This is a genomic window from Paraburkholderia phenazinium, from assembly GCF_900142845.1.
GTDB classification, from domain to species: Bacteria; Pseudomonadota; Gammaproteobacteria; order Burkholderiales; family Burkholderiaceae; genus Paraburkholderia; species Paraburkholderia phenazinium_A.
Genome location: NZ_FSRU01000002.1, coordinates 568359 through 587541, shown reverse-complemented (window position 1 = coordinate 587541; position 19183 = coordinate 568359). Strand labels below are relative to the sequence as shown.

Sequence of the window (19183 nt, the reverse complement as noted above, 5' to 3'; positions counted from 1 at the left end):
ATCGACCATCGGGATTTTCCGACGTTTAACAAGGTTGGGGATACTGATGATCGTCCGGTAGAATCGCCAGCATTCTGTAAGCGAACAGGAGCGCGGTCGATGCGAAGCGGCACCCTCAGATGGACGTGGATGTGGGCAACGATAGCAGCGCTCGCCCTGCTGGCTACCTCGTCGTGGCGCGCCGATGCAGCACGCATCACCAGCGTGTCGCCGCAAGGCAAGGTGGCGCAGGTTCGGCAAGTGGTCGTCAAGTTCGACGAAGCGATGATCGCCTTCGGCTCGGCCTCGGCCGCGGCGCCCGCCCAGGTGCATTGCAACGACGCAGCCGCGAGCGGCGGCGAGGCGCACTGGATCGACGACAAGACCTGGGCCTGGGACTTCACCGCAGACCTGCCGCCGGGCCTCAGTTGCACGGTCGATCTCAACGACGGGTTGAAATCGTTTGCCGGCCACGCCATCACGGGTCCGCACCGCTACGCGTTTCAAACGGGTGGCCCATTCGTCCAGGAGATTCATCCTGACAGCGGCGAGATCGAGGAAGACCAGGCGTTCGTCCTGCAGTTGAACGGACCGGCTACGGACGCCTCGGTGCACGAGCATGTCTGGTGCGAATCGAGCGGCCTCGGCAATCGCATCCCCGTCAAGAATCTCGACGACGCTGCACGCGCGGCGCTGCTCAAGCACTTCCGCCTGAAAAAAGATGCCGCTCGCATCCTGACGCTCCAGTGCCAGCAAACGTTGCCTGCCGCCACCAAGATGCAACTGGTCTACGGCGTAGGCGTGGCGGGCCCGAGCGGTCTCGCCAACGACGTCGAGCGCCGCTTCGACTACACAGTGCGCGAGCCCTTCGCCGCCAGCTTCTCCTGCGAGCGCGAAAACGCCAAGGCGCCGTGTACGCCGCTGCGTCCGGTGCAAGTGCGCTTCAACGCGCCGATCAGCCGGACCGACGCCGAAAAGCTCACGCTCAAGGGCCCCGGCGGCACGATCGCACCTACCTTCAAACCCGATGACAAGGATTCCGAAACGTCGACGGTGGAATTCGCGGCGCCGCTGCCCGAGCACGCCGAGCTCACCATCGACATCCCCGCGAACCTGAAGGACGTCAGCGGCCGCGCACTCACCAACACCGACCTGTTCCCGCTCAAGACCACCACGGCGCCGATGCCGCCGTTGGCCAAGTTCTCGTCGGGGACGTTCGGCATCATCGAACGTTTTGCGGAACCGGACATGCCCGCGCTCGTGCCGGTGACGCTGCGCAACGTCGAAGCGGATCTGCATGTGGCGGGCCTGAATGCGGGCAACGCGCAGTTCACCACACTGCGCGTCGATGCGGACACCGACATCCGCAAGTGGATGCGCCTCGTCGACCAGTTCGACGGCTATTCGATGAATCGCTCGGGTATCGACTCGCTGATGCCCGGCTTGCTGCAGCGCTCGAAGAACCCGGTGTATGTGCCGCGTTCGCCGGACGAATCCAGCGACGACAACAAGAAAGACCCTGAAATCGACATCCGCTCGCTGTCCCTGCTCGCGGGACAGCGAGGCGTCGAAACCCTCGCCTTGCCGAAGGAAGATCCGAAGGCGCTGCGCCCATTCGAAGTGGTCGGCGTGCCGGTGACGAAACCGGGCTTCTACGTAATCGAACTGGCCTCGCCCGCGCTCGGCGCGTCGCTACTCAGCAGGAAAGCACCCATGTACGTGCGTACTGCGGTGCTCGTCACCAATCTCGGTGTGCACTTCAAGCAAGGGCGTGAAAACAGCGTGGTGTGGGTGACCTCGCTCGACAAGGGTCAGCCGGTACCGAACGCCGCCATCCAGGTGAGCGACTGCAACGGCGCCCCGCTCGCCGAGGGCAAAACGGATGCGCACGGCGTGCTGACCATCGACAAGCCACTCTCCCCTGTGAAGGAATGCGGCGAAGGGAGTTTCGAAGGCTTCTTCGTCTCGGCCCGCGTCGACGATCCGAAGACCGGTTCCGACATGGCCTTCGTGCGCTCGGACTGGAACCGCGGCATCGAGGCCTGGCGTTTCAACGTGCCCACCGACACCAGCATCGAGCAAACCGTGCGCGCGCATACCGTCTTCGACCGCACGCTGTTGCGCGCCGGCGAGACGGTCTCGATGAAGCATCTGATCCGCGTCGAAACCTTGCACGGCTTCGCGTATCCGCAAAAGTATCCGACCCGGGTCACGATTCGTCATCTCGGCAGTGGCCAGACCTATCATCTGCCGCTCAAATGGGCCGCCGACCATAGCGCCGATTCGACCTTCACGATTCCGGTCGCGGCGAAACTGGGCGAATACAGCGTCACGCTAGACGATGGCGATCCGAACGCAACGGCGTCTTCCGGCGCGGCGAGCGGCAGCGGTGGTAGCAGCAATGGCAACGACGGCGACGACAGTGACGCCTCCGACGATAGCGACAACAACGCCTCCGGCAACAGCTCGCCGTCCATGAGCTACGAGTCGGGTAGCTTCCGTGTAGAAGAATTCCGCTTGCCGGTGTTCAAAGGCACGATTGCCGTGCGCGACGAGAAGACCCATCCGCTGGTGGCCGCTAAAGAAGCGCCGCTTGCGCTGCAGATCGACTACGTCTCGGGCGGCGCGGCCTCGAACCTGCCGGTGCAGGTGTCCGCCTTGCTCAAGAGCACGACGCCCAGCTTCACGGACACGTTTCCGGACTTCAGCTTCACGCCCTATACGCCGCAAACCGGCGACGACACCTCGTCCTCGGACGACGAAGACAGCGACAGCGACGCCCAGCAATCCGCCGACGACGGCGCCAAGCTGATCGCCGACAAGCAGGCGGTGACGCTCGATCGCAACGGCTCCGGCGCCTTGACGCTGAAAAACCTGCCGCACGTCGACGCGCCCAAGCGCCTCGCGCTCGAAGCCACCTTCGCCGATCCGAACGGCGAGGTGCAAACGCTCTCCGGCGGCGCGACGCTGTGGCCTGCCGCGGTAGTCGCGGGCATCAAGTCGGGGCAATGGGTGTCGGTCGGCAACACGGTGCCGGTCAAGGCCCTTGCCGTGGACCTGCAAGGCAAGCCGCGCGCCGGCGTGGCGCTCGACGTGCACGGCTATGCGCGCATCACGACGAGTTCGAGAAAGCGCATGGTCGGCGGCTTCTATGCCTACGACAACCACACCGAGACCAAAGACCTCGGCTCGCTGTGCAGCGGCAAGAGCGACGACCACGGTCTCCTGGCCTGCGACGCGAAGCTGCGCGACGCGGGCAACATCGACCTCGTGGTCACGGCCAAAGACGGCGACGGCAACGTGTCGACGGCGAGCAGTTCGGTCTGGGTCACGCGCGAAGACGAATTGTGGTTCGGCGGCGAAAACACCGACCGCATCGACGTGCTGCCCGAGAAGACAGCGTATGAGCCCGGCGAGACCGCGCGCTTCCAGGTGCGCATGCCGTTCCGCTTCGCCACGGCGCTGGTCGCGGTCGAACGCGAAGGCATCCTCGAGACGCACGTCGTCCAGCTGGACGGCAAGGATCCGACCGTCGAACTGAAGGTTAACGAGGCGTGGGGGCCGAACGTGTACGTGTCGGTGCTGGCACTGCGCGGCCGGGTCCACGAAGTGCCGTGGTATTCGTTCTTCACCTGGGGCTGGAAGGCGCCGCTCGAGTGGGCCCGCGCGTTCTGGTACGAGGGACGTCAATACGAAGCGCCCACGCCGCTCGTCGATCTGTCGAAGCCGGCGTTCCGCTACGGCATGGCCGAAATCAAGGTGGGCACGGCGGCGCACAAGCTCGCTGTGACGGTCACGCCGGACGCGAAGTCCTACACCGTGCGCGGCAAGGCCCACATCAAGCTGCACGTGCAGATGCCGGGCGGCAAGCCCGCGCCCGCCGGCACGCAGATCGCCGTGGCCGCCGTCGACGAGGCCCTGCTCGAACTGATGCCGAACGAAAGCTGGGACCTGCTCGACGCCATGCTGGAACGGCGCGCTTATGGCGTCGAAACATCGACCGCGCAAATGGAGATCGTCGGGCGCCGTCACTTCGGCCGCAAGGCTGTGCCGGCCGGAGGCGGCGGCGGTCACAGCGCGACGCGCGAACTGTTCGACACGCTGCTGCTCTGGAATCCGCGCGTCACGCTCGACGCCAACGGCGACGCCTCACTCGACGTGCCGCTCAACGACGCGTTGACGAGTTTTCGCATCGTCGCGATTGCGGCGGTCGGTCCGGGCACCTTCGGCACCGGCAGCACGTCGATTCGCAGCACGCAGGATCTGCAACTGATCTCCGGCTTGCCGCCGCTCGTGCGCGAAGGCGATGTCTTCCGCGCCCAGTTCACGGTGCGCAATACGACGGCCCGGGCGATGAAAGTGGTGGTCACGCCGAACGTGCCGGGTCTCGCGCTTGCAGCGCAAACGGTGGACCTCGCGGCCGACTCGGCACGCGAAGTCGCCTGGAACGTAACGACGCCCGACGGCCTCGCCGATGGGCCGTCCGGCGCGCTCACGTGGAGCGTGGCCGCCGCCGAACAAGGCGGCCCGCACGCCAGCGACGCCCTGAAGATCGCCCAGCGCGTCACCGCCGCGCTGCCCGTGACCGTGCAACAGGCCACGCTTGAACAGGTCGACGGCACGCTGTCGTTGCCGGTGGCCGCGCCGCCGGACGCGAGTACGACGCAAGCCGGCGTGCTGCGCGGCGGCATTGCGGTGTCGTTGCAGTCGAAGCTCTCCGACGGCATGCCCGGTGTGCGTCGCTGGTTCGAACGCTATCCGTACAACTGCCTCGAACAGCAAACCTCGCGGGCGATCGGTCTGCACGACCCCGCGCAATGGCAGGCGGTGGTGGCGAAGATGCCGGTCTATCTCGACCGCGACGGCCTCGCCAACTACTTCCCGCCGAGCGACGACAGCGGCAGTCACGGCAGCCCGACACTGAGCGCGTATCTGCTCGCCGCCAGCGACGAAACCGCGAAGCTCGATCCGCGTTTCGCGCTGCCCGACGACGTGCGCGGCAAACTCGAAGCCGGCCTCGTGAGCTTTGTGCAAGGCAAGATCCAGCGCGATGTCTGGGCGCCGCGCAAGGATCTCGATCTGCGCAAGCTCGAAGCGCTCGAGGCGCTGTCGCGGTTTGGGATGGTGCAGCCGGGCATGCTCGAGTCGATCGAGATCGCGCCGAACCAGTGGCCGACTTCGGCCGTGCTCGACTACTACGCGATCCTGTCGCGCGTGGCGGATATCCCGCAGCGCGACGACAAGCGCGCGCAGCTCGAACAGATCCTGCGGGCACGGCTCACGTATCAGGGCACGCGCCTCACGTTCTCGACCGAGGCCGACGACGATCTGTGGTGGTTGATGACCAGCACTGAAGACAACGCCGCTCGCACCGTCCTCACCTTCGCCGACGCCCCCGCGTGGAAGGACGAGATGCCACGCCTCGTCGCCGGCCTGCTCGCGCTGCAACGCAACGGCGCGTGGCAGACCACGACCGCTAACGTGTGGGGTTCGCTCGCGGTCGCGCGTTTCTCGCAGGTGTTCGAAAGCACGCCGGTCGCCGGGCAGACCCGGCTGCAGCTCGGCACGTTCGACAAGACGATCTCGTGGAGCCAGGCCGCCGCATCCCCTGCGGCGAGTTCGGCGACACCCGCCACGCCGGCGAAGGACACCCGTAGCCAGCTCCTGCCATGGCCGCCGGTGAATCAAGGCGCAGCGGCGCAGTTGACGCTCACGCAAGACGGCACCGGCAAGCCGTGGGCGACCATCGAAAGTCTCGCCGCCGTGCCGTTGAAAACGCCGTTCGCGGCGGGCTACCGCATCACCAAGACGATCACCGCGCTCGATCCGGCTGTGAAAGGCGTCTATACGCGCGGCGATGTGGTGCGCGTGCATCTGGACATCGACGCGCAGACCGACATGACCTGGGTCGTCGTCAACGATCCCGTGCCGGCCGGCGCGACGATTCTCGGCTCGGGTCTGGGACGCGACTCGGAGGCGGCCACGCAAGGGGAAAACAGCGGCGACAATGCCGACCGTGGCGCGTGGCCGGCATTTATCGAACGCGGTTTCGATGGTTATCGGGCCTACTACGATTATTTGCCGAAGGGGAAATTCTCGGTCGAGTACACGGTGCGGCTCAATAACGTCGGCACGTTCGGTCTGCCGCCAACGCGTGTCGAAGCGCTCTACGCGCCGTCGACCTTTGGCGCGGTGCCGAATGCGCCGTTGGTGGTGGTGCCCGCGGCAGGTACTGTGCCGGCGGTGTCGAAGTGAGACGTGCGGATTGTCCGGCGTGGCTCGCCCGCGCAACGATCTGCATCAGCCTGCTCGGCACCTCGCTCAGCGCCTTCGCGCTGCCCTCGTTCGACGAGGTCCACGCCCGCTGGCACAGCTCGGACTGGGTGCTCCTCGCGCGCGACGGCGAGCCGCTGCAGCGCACGCGCATCGATCACAGCGAGCGGCGCGGCGACTGGGTCGCGCTCGCCGACGTCTCGCCCGCGTTGCGCCAGGCCATCGTCGTCTCCGAAGACAAGCGCTTCTACGAACACAGCGGAGTCGACTGGCGCGGCGCAGCGGGCGCCGCCTGGGCCAATCTGTGGAATACGCGCACGCGCGGCGCGTCGACCGTGACCATGCAGTTGACCGGCCTGCTCGACGACGACCCACAACGTTCAGGACAACGTTCGATCGCGCAGAAGGCCGGCCAGGCCGTCAATGCATTGTGGCTCGAGCGCTCCTGGCGCAAGGACCAGATCCTCGAAGCCTATCTGAATCTCGTGCCGTTCCGTGGCGAAACGATCGGCTTGTCGGCCATCTCGATGACGCTGTTCGGCAAGGCGCCTTCGGGACTCAACGACCGCGAAGCGGCGGTGGCCGCTGCGCTGATCCGCGCGCCGAACGCGCCCTACGCGAAAGTCAGCGAACGCGCCTGCCGGATTCTGCGCGACATGCAAGCGGCCGGCCAATGCGCGAACCTCGGCGGTTTCGTGCAACTGGCATTCGCCCGTCCTGCGCCGGCCACCCTCTCCCTCACGCCGGATGACGACGGCCTCGCGCCGCATTTCGCGCGGCGCATCGCGGCTGAAGTGCATCCGGTCGCCGGCACGCGCGTGCGCTCCACGCTCGACGCCAGGCTGCAACGTTTCGCACGCGACACCCTCACCCGTACGCTGCTTGAACTGAATGCCCGCGCGCATCCGCGCAATGTGCAGGATGGCGCCGTGGTAGTGCTCGATAACACCACCGGCGAGGTGCGCGCGTGGGTCGGCTCGTCGGGCGCGCTGTCCGGCGCCCGCGACGTCGATGCGGTACTCGCGCTACGCCAGGCCGGCTCGACGCTCAAGCCGTTCCTGTATGCGCAGGCCATCGACGAACGGCGGCTCACCACGGTGTCCCTGCTCGACGACGCGCCGCTCGATCTCGCTGCCGGCGGCGGCCTCTACATCCCGCAGAATTACGACAAGGACTTCAAGGGCTGGGTCAGCGTCCGCACTGCGCTCGGCTCGTCGCTGAACGTGCCGGCGGTGCGCACGCTGGTGATGGTGACGCCGCACCGCTTTGCGAAGACCCTCACGGCGCTCGGTCTGCCGCTCACGCAAAGCGGCGATTACTACGGCTATAGCCTCGCGCTCGGCAGCGCGGACGTCACCCTGCTTGCGCTGACTAACGCCTATCGCGCGCTGGCCAATGGCGGGGTCGCCGGATCCACGGCCGATCTGCCGCGTCGCCAGGCGGCACCCGGCGACACCGCAACCCGGGCGGCGCAGCGCGTCTTCAACGCCGACGTCAGCTTCATCATCACCAGCGTGCTGTCGGACAACAACGCGCGTACCCGCACCTTCGGCTTCGATAGCCCGCTCGCCACACCCTTCTTCTCCGCGGTCAAAACGGGCACCAGCAAAGATATGCGCGATAACTGGACGGTCGGCTTCACCTCGCGTTATACGGTGGGCGTGTGGGTCGGCAATGCGGACGGCACGCCGATGTGGGACGTGTCCGGCGTGAGCGGCGCGGCACCGGTGTGGGCTGCGATAGTCGGCTATCTGCACCGTCGTTTGCCGAGCGCGCCGCCGGCCGCGCCACCGGGTGTGATGCAAACACGCGTCACGTTTGAAAACGGCATCGAACCCGCCCGTGACGACTGGTTCCTGCGCGGCACGCAAACCCCGCTCGTCGCGCTCGCAGCGGATGCCGGCGCGGCCGTGCAACGGGTTTCGACGCGCGGCGCGGTGCATATCGGCGCGCCCACCGACGGCACGATCTTCGCGCTCGACCCCGACATCCCTGCCTCGCGACAGCGGATTTCATTCGAACGCGCGAGCGAAACGTCGACCTTGAGCACATGGCGTCTAGACGGCAAGACGCTCGGCCACGCGTCGCGCGTGCCCTGGTTGCCGTGGCCCGGGCACCATCTGCTGGAACTGGTGGATGCCGACGGCAGCGTTGCCGATGCAGTGCACTTCGAAGTGCGCGGCGCGGTAGCCCGCACGCCCGGCACTGGCACTGGCACTGGCACTGGCACCATCGCAGCACCGATCGCCTCACAAAGGCCTACGAAATAGGCAAAAGCTTTAAATAGTATCCACGATGATTTACTTGTCACGAATCGATCGGTATAAATCGGCGGTTTTCATCAGAAGGCCGCGCGATTTATCCTATGCTTAAGCGCAGCGCGTGCTGACCGAATGCGTCGTCCGTTCCCGGCTAACTTTTTGTGCCCTCAATGGAGTGCTTGCCATGCTGAAGAAGCTGCTTATGCTTTGCGTTGCCTTGGCCCTGTCGCTGTCAGCCACCTTCGCCTCTGCGGTGGAAGTCAATTCCGCCGATCAGGCGACGCTTGAAACCGTCAAGGGCATCGGCCCGGTTCATGCGAAAGCGATTATCGACGAACGCACCAAGAACGGCCCGTTCAAGGATGCGGACGATCTCGCCGCACGCGTGAAAGGCATCGGCACGAAGTCGGTGACGAACCTCGAAGCAGCCGGTCTCACGATCAACGGCGCGTCTACCCCGCCGACCGGCGCCAAGGCGGCCACGAAGTCGAGCACGACGGCCACCAGCACACCGGCAACGAAGACCCAGGTCGCCACGTCGACGAATACGACGGCGGCCACCACGACGCCGGCCGCGACACCCGCACCGGCGACCGCCGCCGCGAGTGCGCCTGCGGCCGCATCGGGCGGCAAGGCTTCGAAGTCGAAGAAGAAGAGCAAGGCGGCGGCATCCGAAGCAGCCGCTGCCTCCGCCCCGGCCGCAGCGGCGGCAAGCGCGCCCGCGGAAGCCTCGGGCGGCAAAGCCTCGAAATCGAAAAAGGCGAAGAAGAGCAAGGCGGCATCGGCTGCCGCCGCTTCGGGCGCCTGATTGTCGTCAGGCGAACGGGGTAAGCTGTTCGCCTGACGTGATTCATCTAACGTGTTTCACCCGAGCGCATCCGGTATCGGCCACGCCCTGCTTTCCATCCAACCGGTGCCGCGCAACCGCGCGGCGTTTTCACCCGCCGGCGTCTCTACGGAACGTCGGCATTCAAGAGAGACCGTCATGAGCCTACTCGACACCTTCGGTTCCCTGCTCGGCCAGTCGCCTGAAGGCGGCGGCGGCCAGCAAGCCCTGATCAGCACCGCGCTTGAATTCGTCAACAACCAGCCGGGCGGCCTGAACGGCCTGATCCAGCAGTTCAAGGACAAAGGGGCCGGCGACATCATCAGTTCGTGGGTCAGCAACGGCGAGAATCAGCCTATCTCGGCGGACGCGCTGCATAGCGTGCTCGGCTCGGACACCGTCACCAACCTCGCGGCCAAGGCCGGTGTACAGCCTGACCAGATCACGGGACTGCTGTCGCAGATCCTGCCGCATGTCGTCAATGCCGCCACGCCCACCGGTGAAGTCCCCGCCGAAGGCCAACTGAACGCGACGAGCGTGCTCGGTGCGCTCGGTGGTCTGGAGTCGCTGTTCGGCAAGGGCAAAGCGTAACGTTTGAACGTGGGTCCCGCGCGCGGCCGTTTCAGTCACGCCGCGGGACCCACACCCTACGCCGAGGCAAATAAAAAGGGCAACGAATCGAAATTCGTTGCCCTTTTGCATGGCGGGCAAGTTCGCGGCTCAACCGCCGCGGCCTTGCAGACCGTACCGCTTAATGCACCACGCGGTCGAACACCAGCTTGCCGTCTTCCACTTCGACGGGAATCACATCCTTCGGACCGAACTTGCCGGCCAGGATCAGCTTCGCGACCGGGTTCTCGATCTCCTGCTGGATCGCGCGCTTCAACGGCCGCGCACCGAACAGCGGGTCATAGCCGACCTTGCCGATCAACTCCAGCGCGTCGTCCGAGACGACCAGTTGCATGTCGAGCTTCGCCAGCCGCTCATGCAGCCGTTGCAGCTGGATCTTCGCAATCGACTGGATGTTCGAGCGATCGAGCGCATGGAACACGACGACATCGTCGATCCGGTTGAGGAATTCCGGGCGGAAATGCAGCTTCACTTCTTCCCACACCGCATCCTTGATCGCGTCCTGCGGTTCGCCGACCATCGCCTGGATCACCTGCGACCCGAGATTCGAGGTCATGACGATCACCGTGTTCTTGAAGTCCACGGTGCGCCCCTGGCCATCGGTCATGCGGCCGTCGTCGAGCACCTGCAGCAGCACGTTGAACACGTCCGGGTGGGCCTTCTCGATCTCGTCGAGCAGGATCACGCTGTACGGCTTGCGACGCACCGCCTCGGTCAGGTAACCGCCTTCCTCATAGCCGACGTAGCCCGGCGGCGCGCCGATCAGCCGCGCGACGCTGTGCTTCTCCATGAACTCGCTCATGTCGATGCGGATCAGATGATCTTCCGAATCGAACAGGAACGACGCCAGCGCCTTGCACAGTTCGGTCTTGCCCACGCCCGTCGGGCCGAGGAACAGGAACGAGCCATACGGACGATTCGGGTCCGACAGCCCCGCGCGCGAGCGGCGGATCGCATCGGCCACCGCGGCGATCGCTTCGTCCTGGCCGACCACGCGGTCGTGCAGCTTGTCTTCGATCTGCAGCAGCTTTTCACGCTCGCCCTGCATCATGCGCGAGACCGGAATGCCGGTGGCACGCGACACGACTTCGGCGATTTCCTCTGCGCCCACCTGCGTGCGCAACAGACGCGGGCGGGTCGGATTGTTCTGCTCCTTCGCTTCGGCCTTCGTCACTTCCTTCAGTTGCGCTTCGAGTCCCGGCAGCTTGCCGTACTGCAGCTCCGCGACCTTCTCCAGCTTGCCTTCGCGTTGCAGCCGGACGATTTCGGCGCGAGTCTTCTCGATCTCTTCCTTCAGTTGCGCGCTGCCCTGCACCGCGGCTTTTTCCGCGGTCCAGATTTCTTCGAGGTCCGAATATTCGCGGTTCAGCCGTTCGATTTCTTCCTCGATCAATTGCAGGCGCTTCTGCGACGCTTCGTCCTTTTCCTTCTTGACGGCTTCGCGCTCGATCTTCAACTGGATCAGGCGGCGATCGAGCCGGTCCATCTCTTCGGGCTTCGAATCGATTTCCATCTTGATCTTCGAAGCCGCTTCGTCGATCAGGTCGATGGCCTTGTCCGGCAGGAAACGGTCCGTGATGTAGCGATGCGACAGTTCCGCCGCCGCGACGATGGCCGGGTCGGTGATGTCCACGCCGTGATGCAGCTCATATTTTTCCTGCAGGCCGCGCAGGATGGCGATGGTCGCCTCGACCGACGGCTCGTCCACCAGCACCTTCTGGAAGCGGCGTTCGAGCGCAGCGTCCTTTTCGATGTACTTGCGATATTCGTCCAGCGTGGTTGCGCCGACGCAGTGCAGCTCGCCGCGCGAAAGCGCCGGCTTGAGCATGTTGCCCGCGTCCATCGCCCCTTCGGCCTTGCCCGCGCCGACCATGGTGTGAATTTCGTCGATAAAGACGATGGTCTGGCCTTCGTCCTTGGCGATGTCGCTCAGCACGGCCTTCAGGCGCTCTTCGAACTCGCCGCGGTACTTGGCGCCGGCCAGCAGCGCCGCCATATCGAGCGACAGCACGCGCTTGCCCTTGAGCGTCTCCGGCACTTCGCCGTTGACGATGCGCTGCGCGAGCCCTTCGACGATGGCCGTCTTGCCCACGCCCGGCTCGCCGATCAACACCGGGTTGTTCTTGGTGCGGCGCTGCAGGATCTGGATGGACCGGCGGATCTCGTCGTCGCGGCCGATCACCGGGTCGAGCTTGCCCGCGCGCGCGCGCTCGGTCAGATCGACGGTGTATTTCTTCAGCGCTTCGCGCTGGCTTTCGGCGTCCTGGCTATGCACCTGCGAGCCGCCGCGCACCGCGGCGATGGCCGCTTCGAGCGACTTGCGCGACAGGCCGTGCTGGCGCGCGAGGCGCCCGGCTTCGCCCTTGTCGTCGGCGACCGCGAGCAGGAACATCTCGCTCGCGATAAACGTGTCGTTGAGCTTCTGCGCTTCCTTGTCCGCCTGGTTCAGCAGGCCGGTCAGTTCGCGGCCGATCTGGACGTTGCCGTCCGTGCCCTGGACCTGCGGCAGACGGGTGATGGCGTCGTTCAGCGCGGTTTGCAGCGCCTGCACGTGCACGCCGGCGCGCGACAGCAGCGAGCGTGCGGAGCCGTCCTGTTGCGCGACGAGCGCCGCGAGCAGGTGAACGGGTTCAATGTATTGATTGTCACGACCGACGGCGAGACTCTGCGCATCGGCCAACGCTTCCTGGAATTTAGTGGTGAGTTTGTCGACTCTCATCAAGAGACCTCCAATTTCGAATACCACCAAAATGAGGCGTTTTTTGCGGGTTTCAAGCGCTTTTTTGCACGCGGGAGCAAGTATTTAACAATTGACGCGAACAAGCGGTTTGATTCGGTCAATCGACGGGCGCCGCTCCGCCGTCGCCGGACGTCTCCAATGCAATCGGGATCACCTGCCGCATGCCGAGCAACGCCGCGAGCGGCCCGTGAGGTTCGGCCAGCTCGCCGATGGTGTGGCGATCCAGCTCCGACAGAAACGCGTGGCGCGCCGCTTCCAGCACATTTTTCAGGCGGCATTGGGACTGGATCACGCAGTGCCGGTTGGCGCCCCGTTCATCCGGAAAGCATCCGACCAGCGCGAAGTCGCTTTCGGTGGCGCGCACCACTTCGCCGACCGTGAGCGAGCCCGAGTGCTCGAAAAGCCGCAGCCCGCCGTTGCGGCCGCGCACCGTCTCGACCCAGCCCAGTTCGCCGAGCCGCTGGACGACCTTCATCAAGTGGTTCTTCGAAATACCGTAGGCGTCCGAGATATCCTGGATCGTCGCCAGCCCCTCGTCGCGAACCGCGAGGTACAGCATGACGCGTAGTGAATAATCCGTGTAGTCAGTCAGTCTCATAAGCGCAAAGTCACAATGAGCGACGGCGGCGATCCGCTGAAAGACCGTGTCGGCGCGAGGGTTGTCCATCCGGCCTCTTCGCAATAACATGCGGGGCCGGCGCATGTTATTCGGGGCTTTCTGTCAATATGCGTCATTCTGAATGGTATCGTCTGACCACAGCGTTGTTTTTCTGAATAACGTGATTGTGAGCCATTATTTCTCGCAGTACTTAGCGACTTTGAATTTGCCCCTGATCACAGCATGAATCCATTCTCTCCCACCCCCGCTGCGGCGGCGCGACACGCAGAACCGACCGAAGCCAATATCCGCGAGCTCGTTTATGCGTTTTATGAGCGCGTGCGAGCCGATGCCATCCTCGGTCCTGTCTTCGAGCAGACGCTCGGCGGCCGCTGGGACGAACATCTGCCGAAGATGTGCCTGTTCTGGGCGAGTCTCGTGCTGGGCGCGAAGCAGTATCGCGGCAATGTGCAGCAGGCGCATCAGCCGCTGCCGGGTCTCGAACCGAGGCACTTCAGCCACTGGCTTTACCTCTTTCTCGATACGGTGGAGTCGCGCTATGAGCCTGCGGCGGCGGTCCGCTTCATGGAGCCGGCTTTGCGCATTGCGCAAAGTCTGCAATTGAGCCGTTTTGGGTGGGATTACACGATTCCCGCCGAACAGCGAGATTTGCTCGACCGTATCGCACCCGCGCGGCGCGAGCGCGGCGAACGCGATCCGCAGGCGCACGATGCCGCGCGCGGCGAGCCGTTTCCGGCGAAGATCATTGGGCGCTCGAGCGAGCCATGAAGGTTCGGCGCGGCTAAAACGCCGCGATACCTGCGACGTCTAGCCGAAGAAGCACGGCGCTTTATTCGGACTTCGTATTAATCGAGCCGATCCCCCAGCGCGCGAGCGCGGCGTCGTCGGTCACACGTGCATCGACCCAACGCTCGCCCTGGTCGGTCTTTTCCTTTTTCCAGAACGGCGCCTCGGTTTTCAGGTAGTCCATCACGAACTCGCACGACGCAAACGCGTCGCCGCGATGCGCCGCGGTGGTGGCCACCAGCACAATCTGGTCGAGCGGATACAGCTTGCCCACGCGGTGGATGACCAGCACCTCGATGCCCGGCCAGCGTCCGCGCGCAACCTCGACGATCGCCGCGAGCGATTTCTCCGTCATGCCCGGATAGTGCTCGAGCTCCATGGTTTCGACCATGCTGCCGTCGTTCAGATCGCGCACGGTGCCGACAAAGCAGGCCACCGCGCCGACCTTGGGATTCTGCGCTCGCAAGGCGGCCACCTCGGCGGTGAGGTCGAAGTCTTCTGTCTGGACGCGAACCGTCATGCCCGCTCCCTCACCCGCCCGTCACGGGCGGAAAGAACGCGACCTCGCAGCCTTCGGTGATGCGCGTGCCGGCATCGGTCATCACGTGGTTGCAGGCCATGCGCAGCGCGCGCCCCTCGGCCAGCGTCTCCGCCCAGATGCCGCCGCGCACCCGCAGCCACACCCGCACGTCGCCCACCGTGGCCACGCTGTCGGGCACGTCCACCGTTTCGTCGGCGGTACCAAGTGCTTCACGCACGCTCGCAAAATATTTCAGCTGAATCTTCATCTGGGTCGCCACCGGACGCCGCCGGCGTCAGTTCAACAATTCGGAAAAGGGAATGAAGCGCACGGTCTCGCCGGCGCTGATCACATGATTGGGCGGGTTGTCGATCAGGCCGTCGCCCCATACCGTCGAAGTCAGCACCGCCGAGCTCTGGTTCGGGAACAAATCCAGGCCGCCCGCCGGATTGACCCGGGCGCGCAGGAACTCGTTGCGCCGGTCGCCTTTGGACTGGGTGAAGTCGGCGCGCAACGACAGCGCACGCGGCGTCACGGTCCGCACGCCCGCGAGACGCAGCAGGAATGGACGGACGAATAGCAGGAAGGTGACGAAGGTGGATACGGGGTTGCCGGGCAGGCCGATGAAGAAGGTTTCGGCGGGGGTGTTGGGGGTCGAGGTATCCGCTGCGCCAGCACCCACGTCGCTCACGTCACCCACCGCACCACGCCGCACCGCGCCGAACGCCAGCGGCTTGCCCGGCTTCATGGCGATCTGCCACATCGACAGACGCCCTTCCGCCTCCACCGCCGGCTTCACATGGTCTTCCTCGCCCACCGAGACCCCACCGCAGGTCAGAATCAGGTCGTGGCCGTGCGCCGCCTCGCGCAGGGTCGCACGGGTCGCATCGAGCCGGTCGGCGACGATGCCGTAGTCGCTCACCTCGCAGCCGAGCTTTTCCAGCAGCCCGCGCAGCGTGAAGCGATTCGAGTTGTAGATGGCGCCGGGCTTGAGCGGCTCGCCCGGCATGGTCAGCTCGTCGCCGGTAAAGAACACCGCCACCTTGACACGCCGCACCACCGACAGCTCCGCACAACCCACCGAGGCAGCCAGCCCCAGCGCCTGCGGGGTGAGGCGTGTGCCGGCCGGCAAGATCACCGCGCCGCTGCGGATGTCCGCGCCCTGCGCCGTGATCCACTCGCCCGCTTTCGGCATGTGCAGGATCGTGACCGCGTCGCCGGCGGCTTCGGTCTGCTCCTGCATGACGATGGCATCGGCGCCGGGCGGCACTGTCGCGCCGGTGAAAATGCGCGCCGCCGTGCCGGCCGCAAGCGGCTGCGGCGCATGGCCCGCCGGGATGCGCTGCGAGACCGGCAGGCGGCGCTCGCCCTGGGTGAGATCGGCGATCCGCACCGCGTAGCCGTCCATGGCGCTGGTGTGCATGGGCGGTACGTCGAGCGGCGACACGACGTCGACGGCCAGCACGCGGTTCAGCGCCTCGAGCGTGGGCAGCGTTTCCTTGCCGAGCACGGCGCCGGCGGCGCCGAGCAGCGTTGCAAGGGCGTCGGCCGTCGAAAGCATCGGGGCGCGAGGCGCGGGAGATGTAGGCGTGGACATCGGTTGGGGACGCGCTGAACTGAAAGGAATATTGTAGCGGTCCGCGGCTTTCGCCGGGGCGACCCGGCCCGTCAATAACCCGAATCCCCCTCAGTCGCCCGCATGCGCGACAACGAAGTCCTTCACACGCTGCACGTCCGCCGGCAGCACCTCGAAGCGCTGCGGCAGCGACTCGAGCCCGGAAAACGCCGCCGGCCGCTCCGGCTCGCGCAGCAGCGCTTCGCGGATCGTCTCGCCGAACTTGATCGGCTGGGCGGTTTCCAGCACGATCATCGGGATACCCGCTTGCAGATGCTCGCGCGCCACCTTCAGGCCGTCAGCCGTGTGGGTGTCGATCATCGTGTCGTAGCGTTCGAACACGTCGCGGATCGCCTCGACGCGGTCCGCGTGGCTGCTGCGGCCCGACACGAAGCCGAACTGCCTGACCCGCGCGAAATCGCCGCTCGCCGCCAGATCGAAGCCGCCCTTTTCCTCGACGTCGCGGAACAACTGCAGCACGCGCGCCGGATCGCGCCCCAGCAGATCGAACACGAAGCGCTCGAAATTCGACGCCTTCGAAATATCCATGCTCGGGCTGCTGGTGTGATACGTCTCAGCGGCCTTGCGCACGCGGTAGATGCCGGTGCGGAAGAACTCGTCGAGCACGTCGTTCTCGTTGGTGGCCACCACGAGCTTCTCGATCGGCAGACCCATCATCCGCGCAATATGGCCCGCGCAGACGTTGCCGAAGTTGCCCGACGGCACCGTGAACGACACCCGCTCGTCGTTCGACTTCGTGGCCGCGAAGTAGCCCTTGAAGTAATACACGACCTGGGCGACGACGCGCGCCCAGTTGATCGAATTGACCGTGCCGATCTTGTACCTGGCCTTGAAGGCGTGATCGTTCGAAACAGCCTTGACGATGTCCTGGCAGTCGTCGAAATTGCCTTCAACCGCGAGGTTGAAAATGTTCGGGTCCTGCAGGCTGTACATCTGCGCCGTCTGGAACGCGCTCATCTTCTTGTGCGGCGACAGCATGAATACGCGAATGCCCTTCTTGCCGCGCATGGCGTACTCGGCGGCGCTGCCGGTGTCGCCCGAGGTGGCGCCGAGGATGTTCAGCGTCTCGCCATGCTTGGCCAGCGCGTACTCGAACAGATTGCCGATCAACTGCATCGCCATGTCCTTGAACGCGAGCGTGGGCCCGTTCGACAACTCCAGCAGCGACAACGGCGCACCGTTCTCGACACCGAGCGTCTTCAGCGGCGTGATCTGCTCGGCGCTTTCGTCGTCGCGCACATGGCAATACGTCGCCGCCGTGTAGGTGCGGCGCGTGAGCATGCGCAGGTCGTCGGCGGGAATATCGTCGCTGAATTTCGACAGGATCTCGAAGGCGAGATCCGCGTACGGCAGCGTGCGCCAGCGCGCCAGTTCGTCCGCCGAGACGTGCGGGTATTCCGCGGGCAGGTACAGGCCGCCGTCGCTGGCGAGACCGCCCAGCAGGATGTTGGAAAACGTATGGCGCTCGCCGGCTCCGGCGCCGCGCGTGGAAAGGTAGTTCATATCGGTCTCTGGCCTAGTTCAGCGCTTCCATGCGCAGCTTGGTCACCTGCGACACCACGGTCGCCAGTGCCTCGATGTTCCTGATCGCCGCGTTGACGTGCTTTTCCACGGTTTCGTGCGTGATCAGGATGATGTCGGTTTCGCCCTTGCCGTTCGCGTCGACCTGCTCCGATTCCTTCTGCAGCAGCGCGTCGATCGAGATGCCCGTATCCGCGAGAATGCGCGTGATATCGGCGAGCACGCCGGTCACGTCCGCCACCCGCAGGCGCAGGTAGTAGCCGCTCGTCACTTCCTCGATCGGCAGGATCGGCGTGTTCGACAGGCTGTCCGGCTGGAACGCCAGATGCGGCACGCGATGCTCCGGGTCGGCGGTGTGCAGGCGCGTCACGTCCACCAGATCGGCCACCACGGCCGAAGCCGTCGGCTCGGCGCCCGCGCCCTTGCCGTAGTACAGCGTGGTGCCGACGGCATCGCCATGCACCACCACCGCGTTCATCGCGCCTTCCACATTCGCCAGCAGGCGCTTCTCGGGAATCAGCGTCGGATGCACGCGCAGTTCGATGCCCTTGTCGGTGCGTCGCGCAATGCCCAGCAGCTTGATCCGGTAGCCGAGTTCTTCGGCATATTTGATGTCGATCGCCGCCAGCTTGCTGATGCCTTCGACGTACGCCTTGTCGAACTGCACCGGCACGCCGAACGCGATCGCGCTCATGATGGTCGCCTTGTGCGCGGCGTCCACGCCTTCGATGTCGAAGGTCGGGTCGGCTTCGGCGTAACCGAGTTCCTGCGCGGCCTTCAGCGCGGTTGCGAAATCGAGACCGCGGTCGCGCATCTCCGACAGGATGTAGTTCGTCGTGCCGTTGATGATGCCGGCGATGTACTGGATCCGGTTCGCCGTCAGGCCTTCGCGCAGCGCCTTGATGATCGGAATGCCGCCCGCCACTGCCGCTTCGAACGACACCATCACGCCGTTGGCGCGCGCCGCTTCGAAGATCTCGGTGCCGTGCACCGCCAGCAAGGCCTTGTTGGCCGTCACGACGTGCTTGCGGTTGGCGATGGCGCGCAGCACCAGCTCGCGCGCAATGCCCGTGCCGCCGATCATTTCCGCGACGATGTCGATGGATGGATCGTCGACCACGGCGTCGAAGCTATCGGTGACCTCCACCGTGCCGGCTGCGCTGCCGAGCGCGGCCGTGGCCTTGGCCGGATTGCGCACGGCAATGCGCGCAATCTCGATGCCGCGCCCCGCGCGCCGTTTGATTTCTTCCTGGTTGCGGCGCAGTACCGTGAAGGTGCCGCTGCCCACCGTGCCGAAGCCCAGCAGTCCAACTTTGATCGGTTCCATGCAGCGTGTGTTTTCGAGTAAGGATTAAGGGAAACGGGTGTCGGGGTCTGTGCGCGGGCGAGGTG

Annotated in this window: 12 protein-coding genes; 5 read left to right on the top strand and 7 right to left on the bottom strand. The window is 65.3% G+C overall.

Annotated features, from left to right (window positions below; all coding sequences use genetic code 11):
* Positions 1-99 precede the first annotated feature (99 nt).
* The 4 genes from BUS12_RS19725 (at position 100) to BUS12_RS19710 (ending at position 9930) form a co-directional block, all read left to right on the top strand.
* Positions 100-6234: an Ig-like domain-containing alpha-2-macroglobulin family protein gene (locus tag BUS12_RS19725; RefSeq protein ID WP_074298497.1), complete on the top strand. Its 6135-nt coding sequence runs from the start codon at positions 100-102 to the stop codon at positions 6232-6234.
* A gap of 38 nt (positions 6235-6272) precedes the next feature.
* Positions 6273-8522 (top strand): penicillin-binding protein 1C, encoded by a 2250-nt coding sequence (gene pbpC / locus BUS12_RS19720; RefSeq protein ID WP_253190256.1) that lies wholly within the window; start codon positions 6273-6275, stop codon positions 8520-8522.
* Positions 8523-8697: 175 nt separating this feature from the next.
* The gene (locus BUS12_RS19715; protein WP_074298494.1) at positions 8698-9321 is read left to right on the top strand and encodes a ComEA family DNA-binding protein; all 624 of its coding nucleotides are present in this window, start codon (positions 8698-8700) and stop codon (positions 9319-9321) included.
* 177 nt (positions 9322-9498) lie between these two features.
* Positions 9499-9930, top strand: a complete 432-nt coding sequence (locus BUS12_RS19710; RefSeq protein ID WP_074298491.1) for a YidB family protein — start codon at positions 9499-9501, stop codon at positions 9928-9930.
* 160 nt (positions 9931-10090) lie between these two features.
* Here BUS12_RS19710 and clpB read toward each other — a convergent pair whose 3' ends face one another.
* The gene (gene clpB, locus BUS12_RS19705) at positions 10091-12688 is read right to left on the bottom strand and encodes an ATP-dependent chaperone ClpB (RefSeq protein WP_074298489.1); all 2598 of its coding nucleotides are present in this window, start codon (positions 12686-12688) and stop codon (positions 10091-10093) included.
* 118 nt (positions 12689-12806) lie between these two features.
* Positions 12807-13307, bottom strand: a complete 501-nt coding sequence (locus BUS12_RS19700) for an Rrf2 family transcriptional regulator (protein ID WP_074301591.1) — start codon at positions 13305-13307, stop codon at positions 12807-12809.
* A gap of 243 nt (positions 13308-13550) precedes the next feature.
* Between BUS12_RS19700 and BUS12_RS19695 the strand changes: the two genes are divergently transcribed.
* Positions 13551-14096: a group III truncated hemoglobin gene (locus BUS12_RS19695; RefSeq protein ID WP_074298488.1), complete on the top strand. Its 546-nt coding sequence runs from the start codon at positions 13551-13553 to the stop codon at positions 14094-14096.
* Between the two features lie 61 nt (positions 14097-14157).
* Here BUS12_RS19695 and moaE read toward each other — a convergent pair whose 3' ends face one another.
* From moaE to BUS12_RS19670, 5 genes are all read right to left on the bottom strand, one after another.
* The gene (moaE, locus tag BUS12_RS19690; protein WP_074298487.1) at positions 14158-14634 is read right to left on the bottom strand and encodes a molybdopterin synthase catalytic subunit MoaE; all 477 of its coding nucleotides are present in this window, start codon (positions 14632-14634) and stop codon (positions 14158-14160) included.
* 10 nt (positions 14635-14644) lie between these two features.
* Positions 14645-14902 carry a molybdopterin converting factor subunit 1 gene (gene moaD, locus BUS12_RS19685; RefSeq protein WP_074298485.1) on the bottom strand — a complete coding sequence of 86 codons (258 nt, stop codon included), beginning with the start codon at positions 14900-14902 and terminating at the stop codon, positions 14645-14647.
* A 27-nt stretch (positions 14903-14929) separates the two neighbouring features.
* On the bottom strand, positions 14930-16195 hold the full coding sequence (locus tag BUS12_RS19680) for a molybdopterin molybdotransferase MoeA (RefSeq protein WP_074298483.1): 1266 nt from the start codon (positions 16193-16195) through the stop codon (positions 14930-14932).
* A gap of 126 nt (positions 16196-16321) precedes the next feature.
* Positions 16322-17773 (bottom strand): threonine synthase, encoded by a 1452-nt coding sequence (gene thrC / locus BUS12_RS19675; RefSeq protein ID WP_074298481.1) that lies wholly within the window; start codon positions 17771-17773, stop codon positions 16322-16324.
* A gap of 13 nt (positions 17774-17786) precedes the next feature.
* A complete protein-coding gene (locus tag BUS12_RS19670) occupies positions 17787-19118 on the bottom strand; it encodes a homoserine dehydrogenase (RefSeq protein WP_074298478.1) in 1332 nt (443 codons plus the stop codon).
* Between the last annotated feature and the right edge of the window lie 65 nt (positions 19119-19183).

What these genes read in the sequence shown, in the direction of transcription:
- BUS12_RS19725 (WP_074298497.1), top strand. Translation starts at nt 100, where the DNA reads ATGCGAAGCGGCACCCTCAGATGGACGTGGATGTGGGCAACGATAGCA.
- BUS12_RS19715 (WP_074298494.1), top strand. Translation starts at nt 8,698, where the DNA reads ATGCTGAAGAAGCTGCTTATGCTTTGCGTTGCCTTGGCCCTGTCGCTG.
- BUS12_RS19710 (WP_074298491.1), top strand. Translation starts at nt 9,499, where the DNA reads ATGAGCCTACTCGACACCTTCGGTTCCCTGCTCGGCCAGTCGCCTGAA.
- clpB (WP_074298489.1), bottom strand. Translation starts at nt 12,688, where the DNA reads ATGAGAGTCGACAAACTCACCACTAAATTCCAGGAAGCGTTGGCCGAT.
- BUS12_RS19700 (WP_074301591.1), bottom strand. Translation starts at nt 13,307, where the DNA reads ATGAGACTGACTGACTACACGGATTATTCACTACGCGTCATGCTGTAC.
- BUS12_RS19695 (WP_074298488.1), top strand. Translation starts at nt 13,551, where the DNA reads ATGAATCCATTCTCTCCCACCCCCGCTGCGGCGGCGCGACACGCAGAA.
- moaE (WP_074298487.1), bottom strand. Translation starts at nt 14,634, where the DNA reads ATGACGGTTCGCGTCCAGACAGAAGACTTCGACCTCACCGCCGAGGTG.
- moaD (WP_074298485.1), bottom strand. Translation starts at nt 14,902, where the DNA reads ATGAAGATTCAGCTGAAATATTTTGCGAGCGTGCGTGAAGCACTTGGT.
- BUS12_RS19680 (WP_074298483.1), bottom strand. Translation starts at nt 16,195, where the DNA reads ATGCTTTCGACGGCCGACGCCCTTGCAACGCTGCTCGGCGCCGCCGGC.
- thrC (WP_074298481.1), bottom strand. Translation starts at nt 17,773, where the DNA reads ATGAACTACCTTTCCACGCGCGGCGCCGGAGCCGGCGAGCGCCATACG.
- BUS12_RS19670 (WP_074298478.1), bottom strand. Translation starts at nt 19,118, where the DNA reads ATGGAACCGATCAAAGTTGGACTGCTGGGCTTCGGCACGGTGGGCAGC.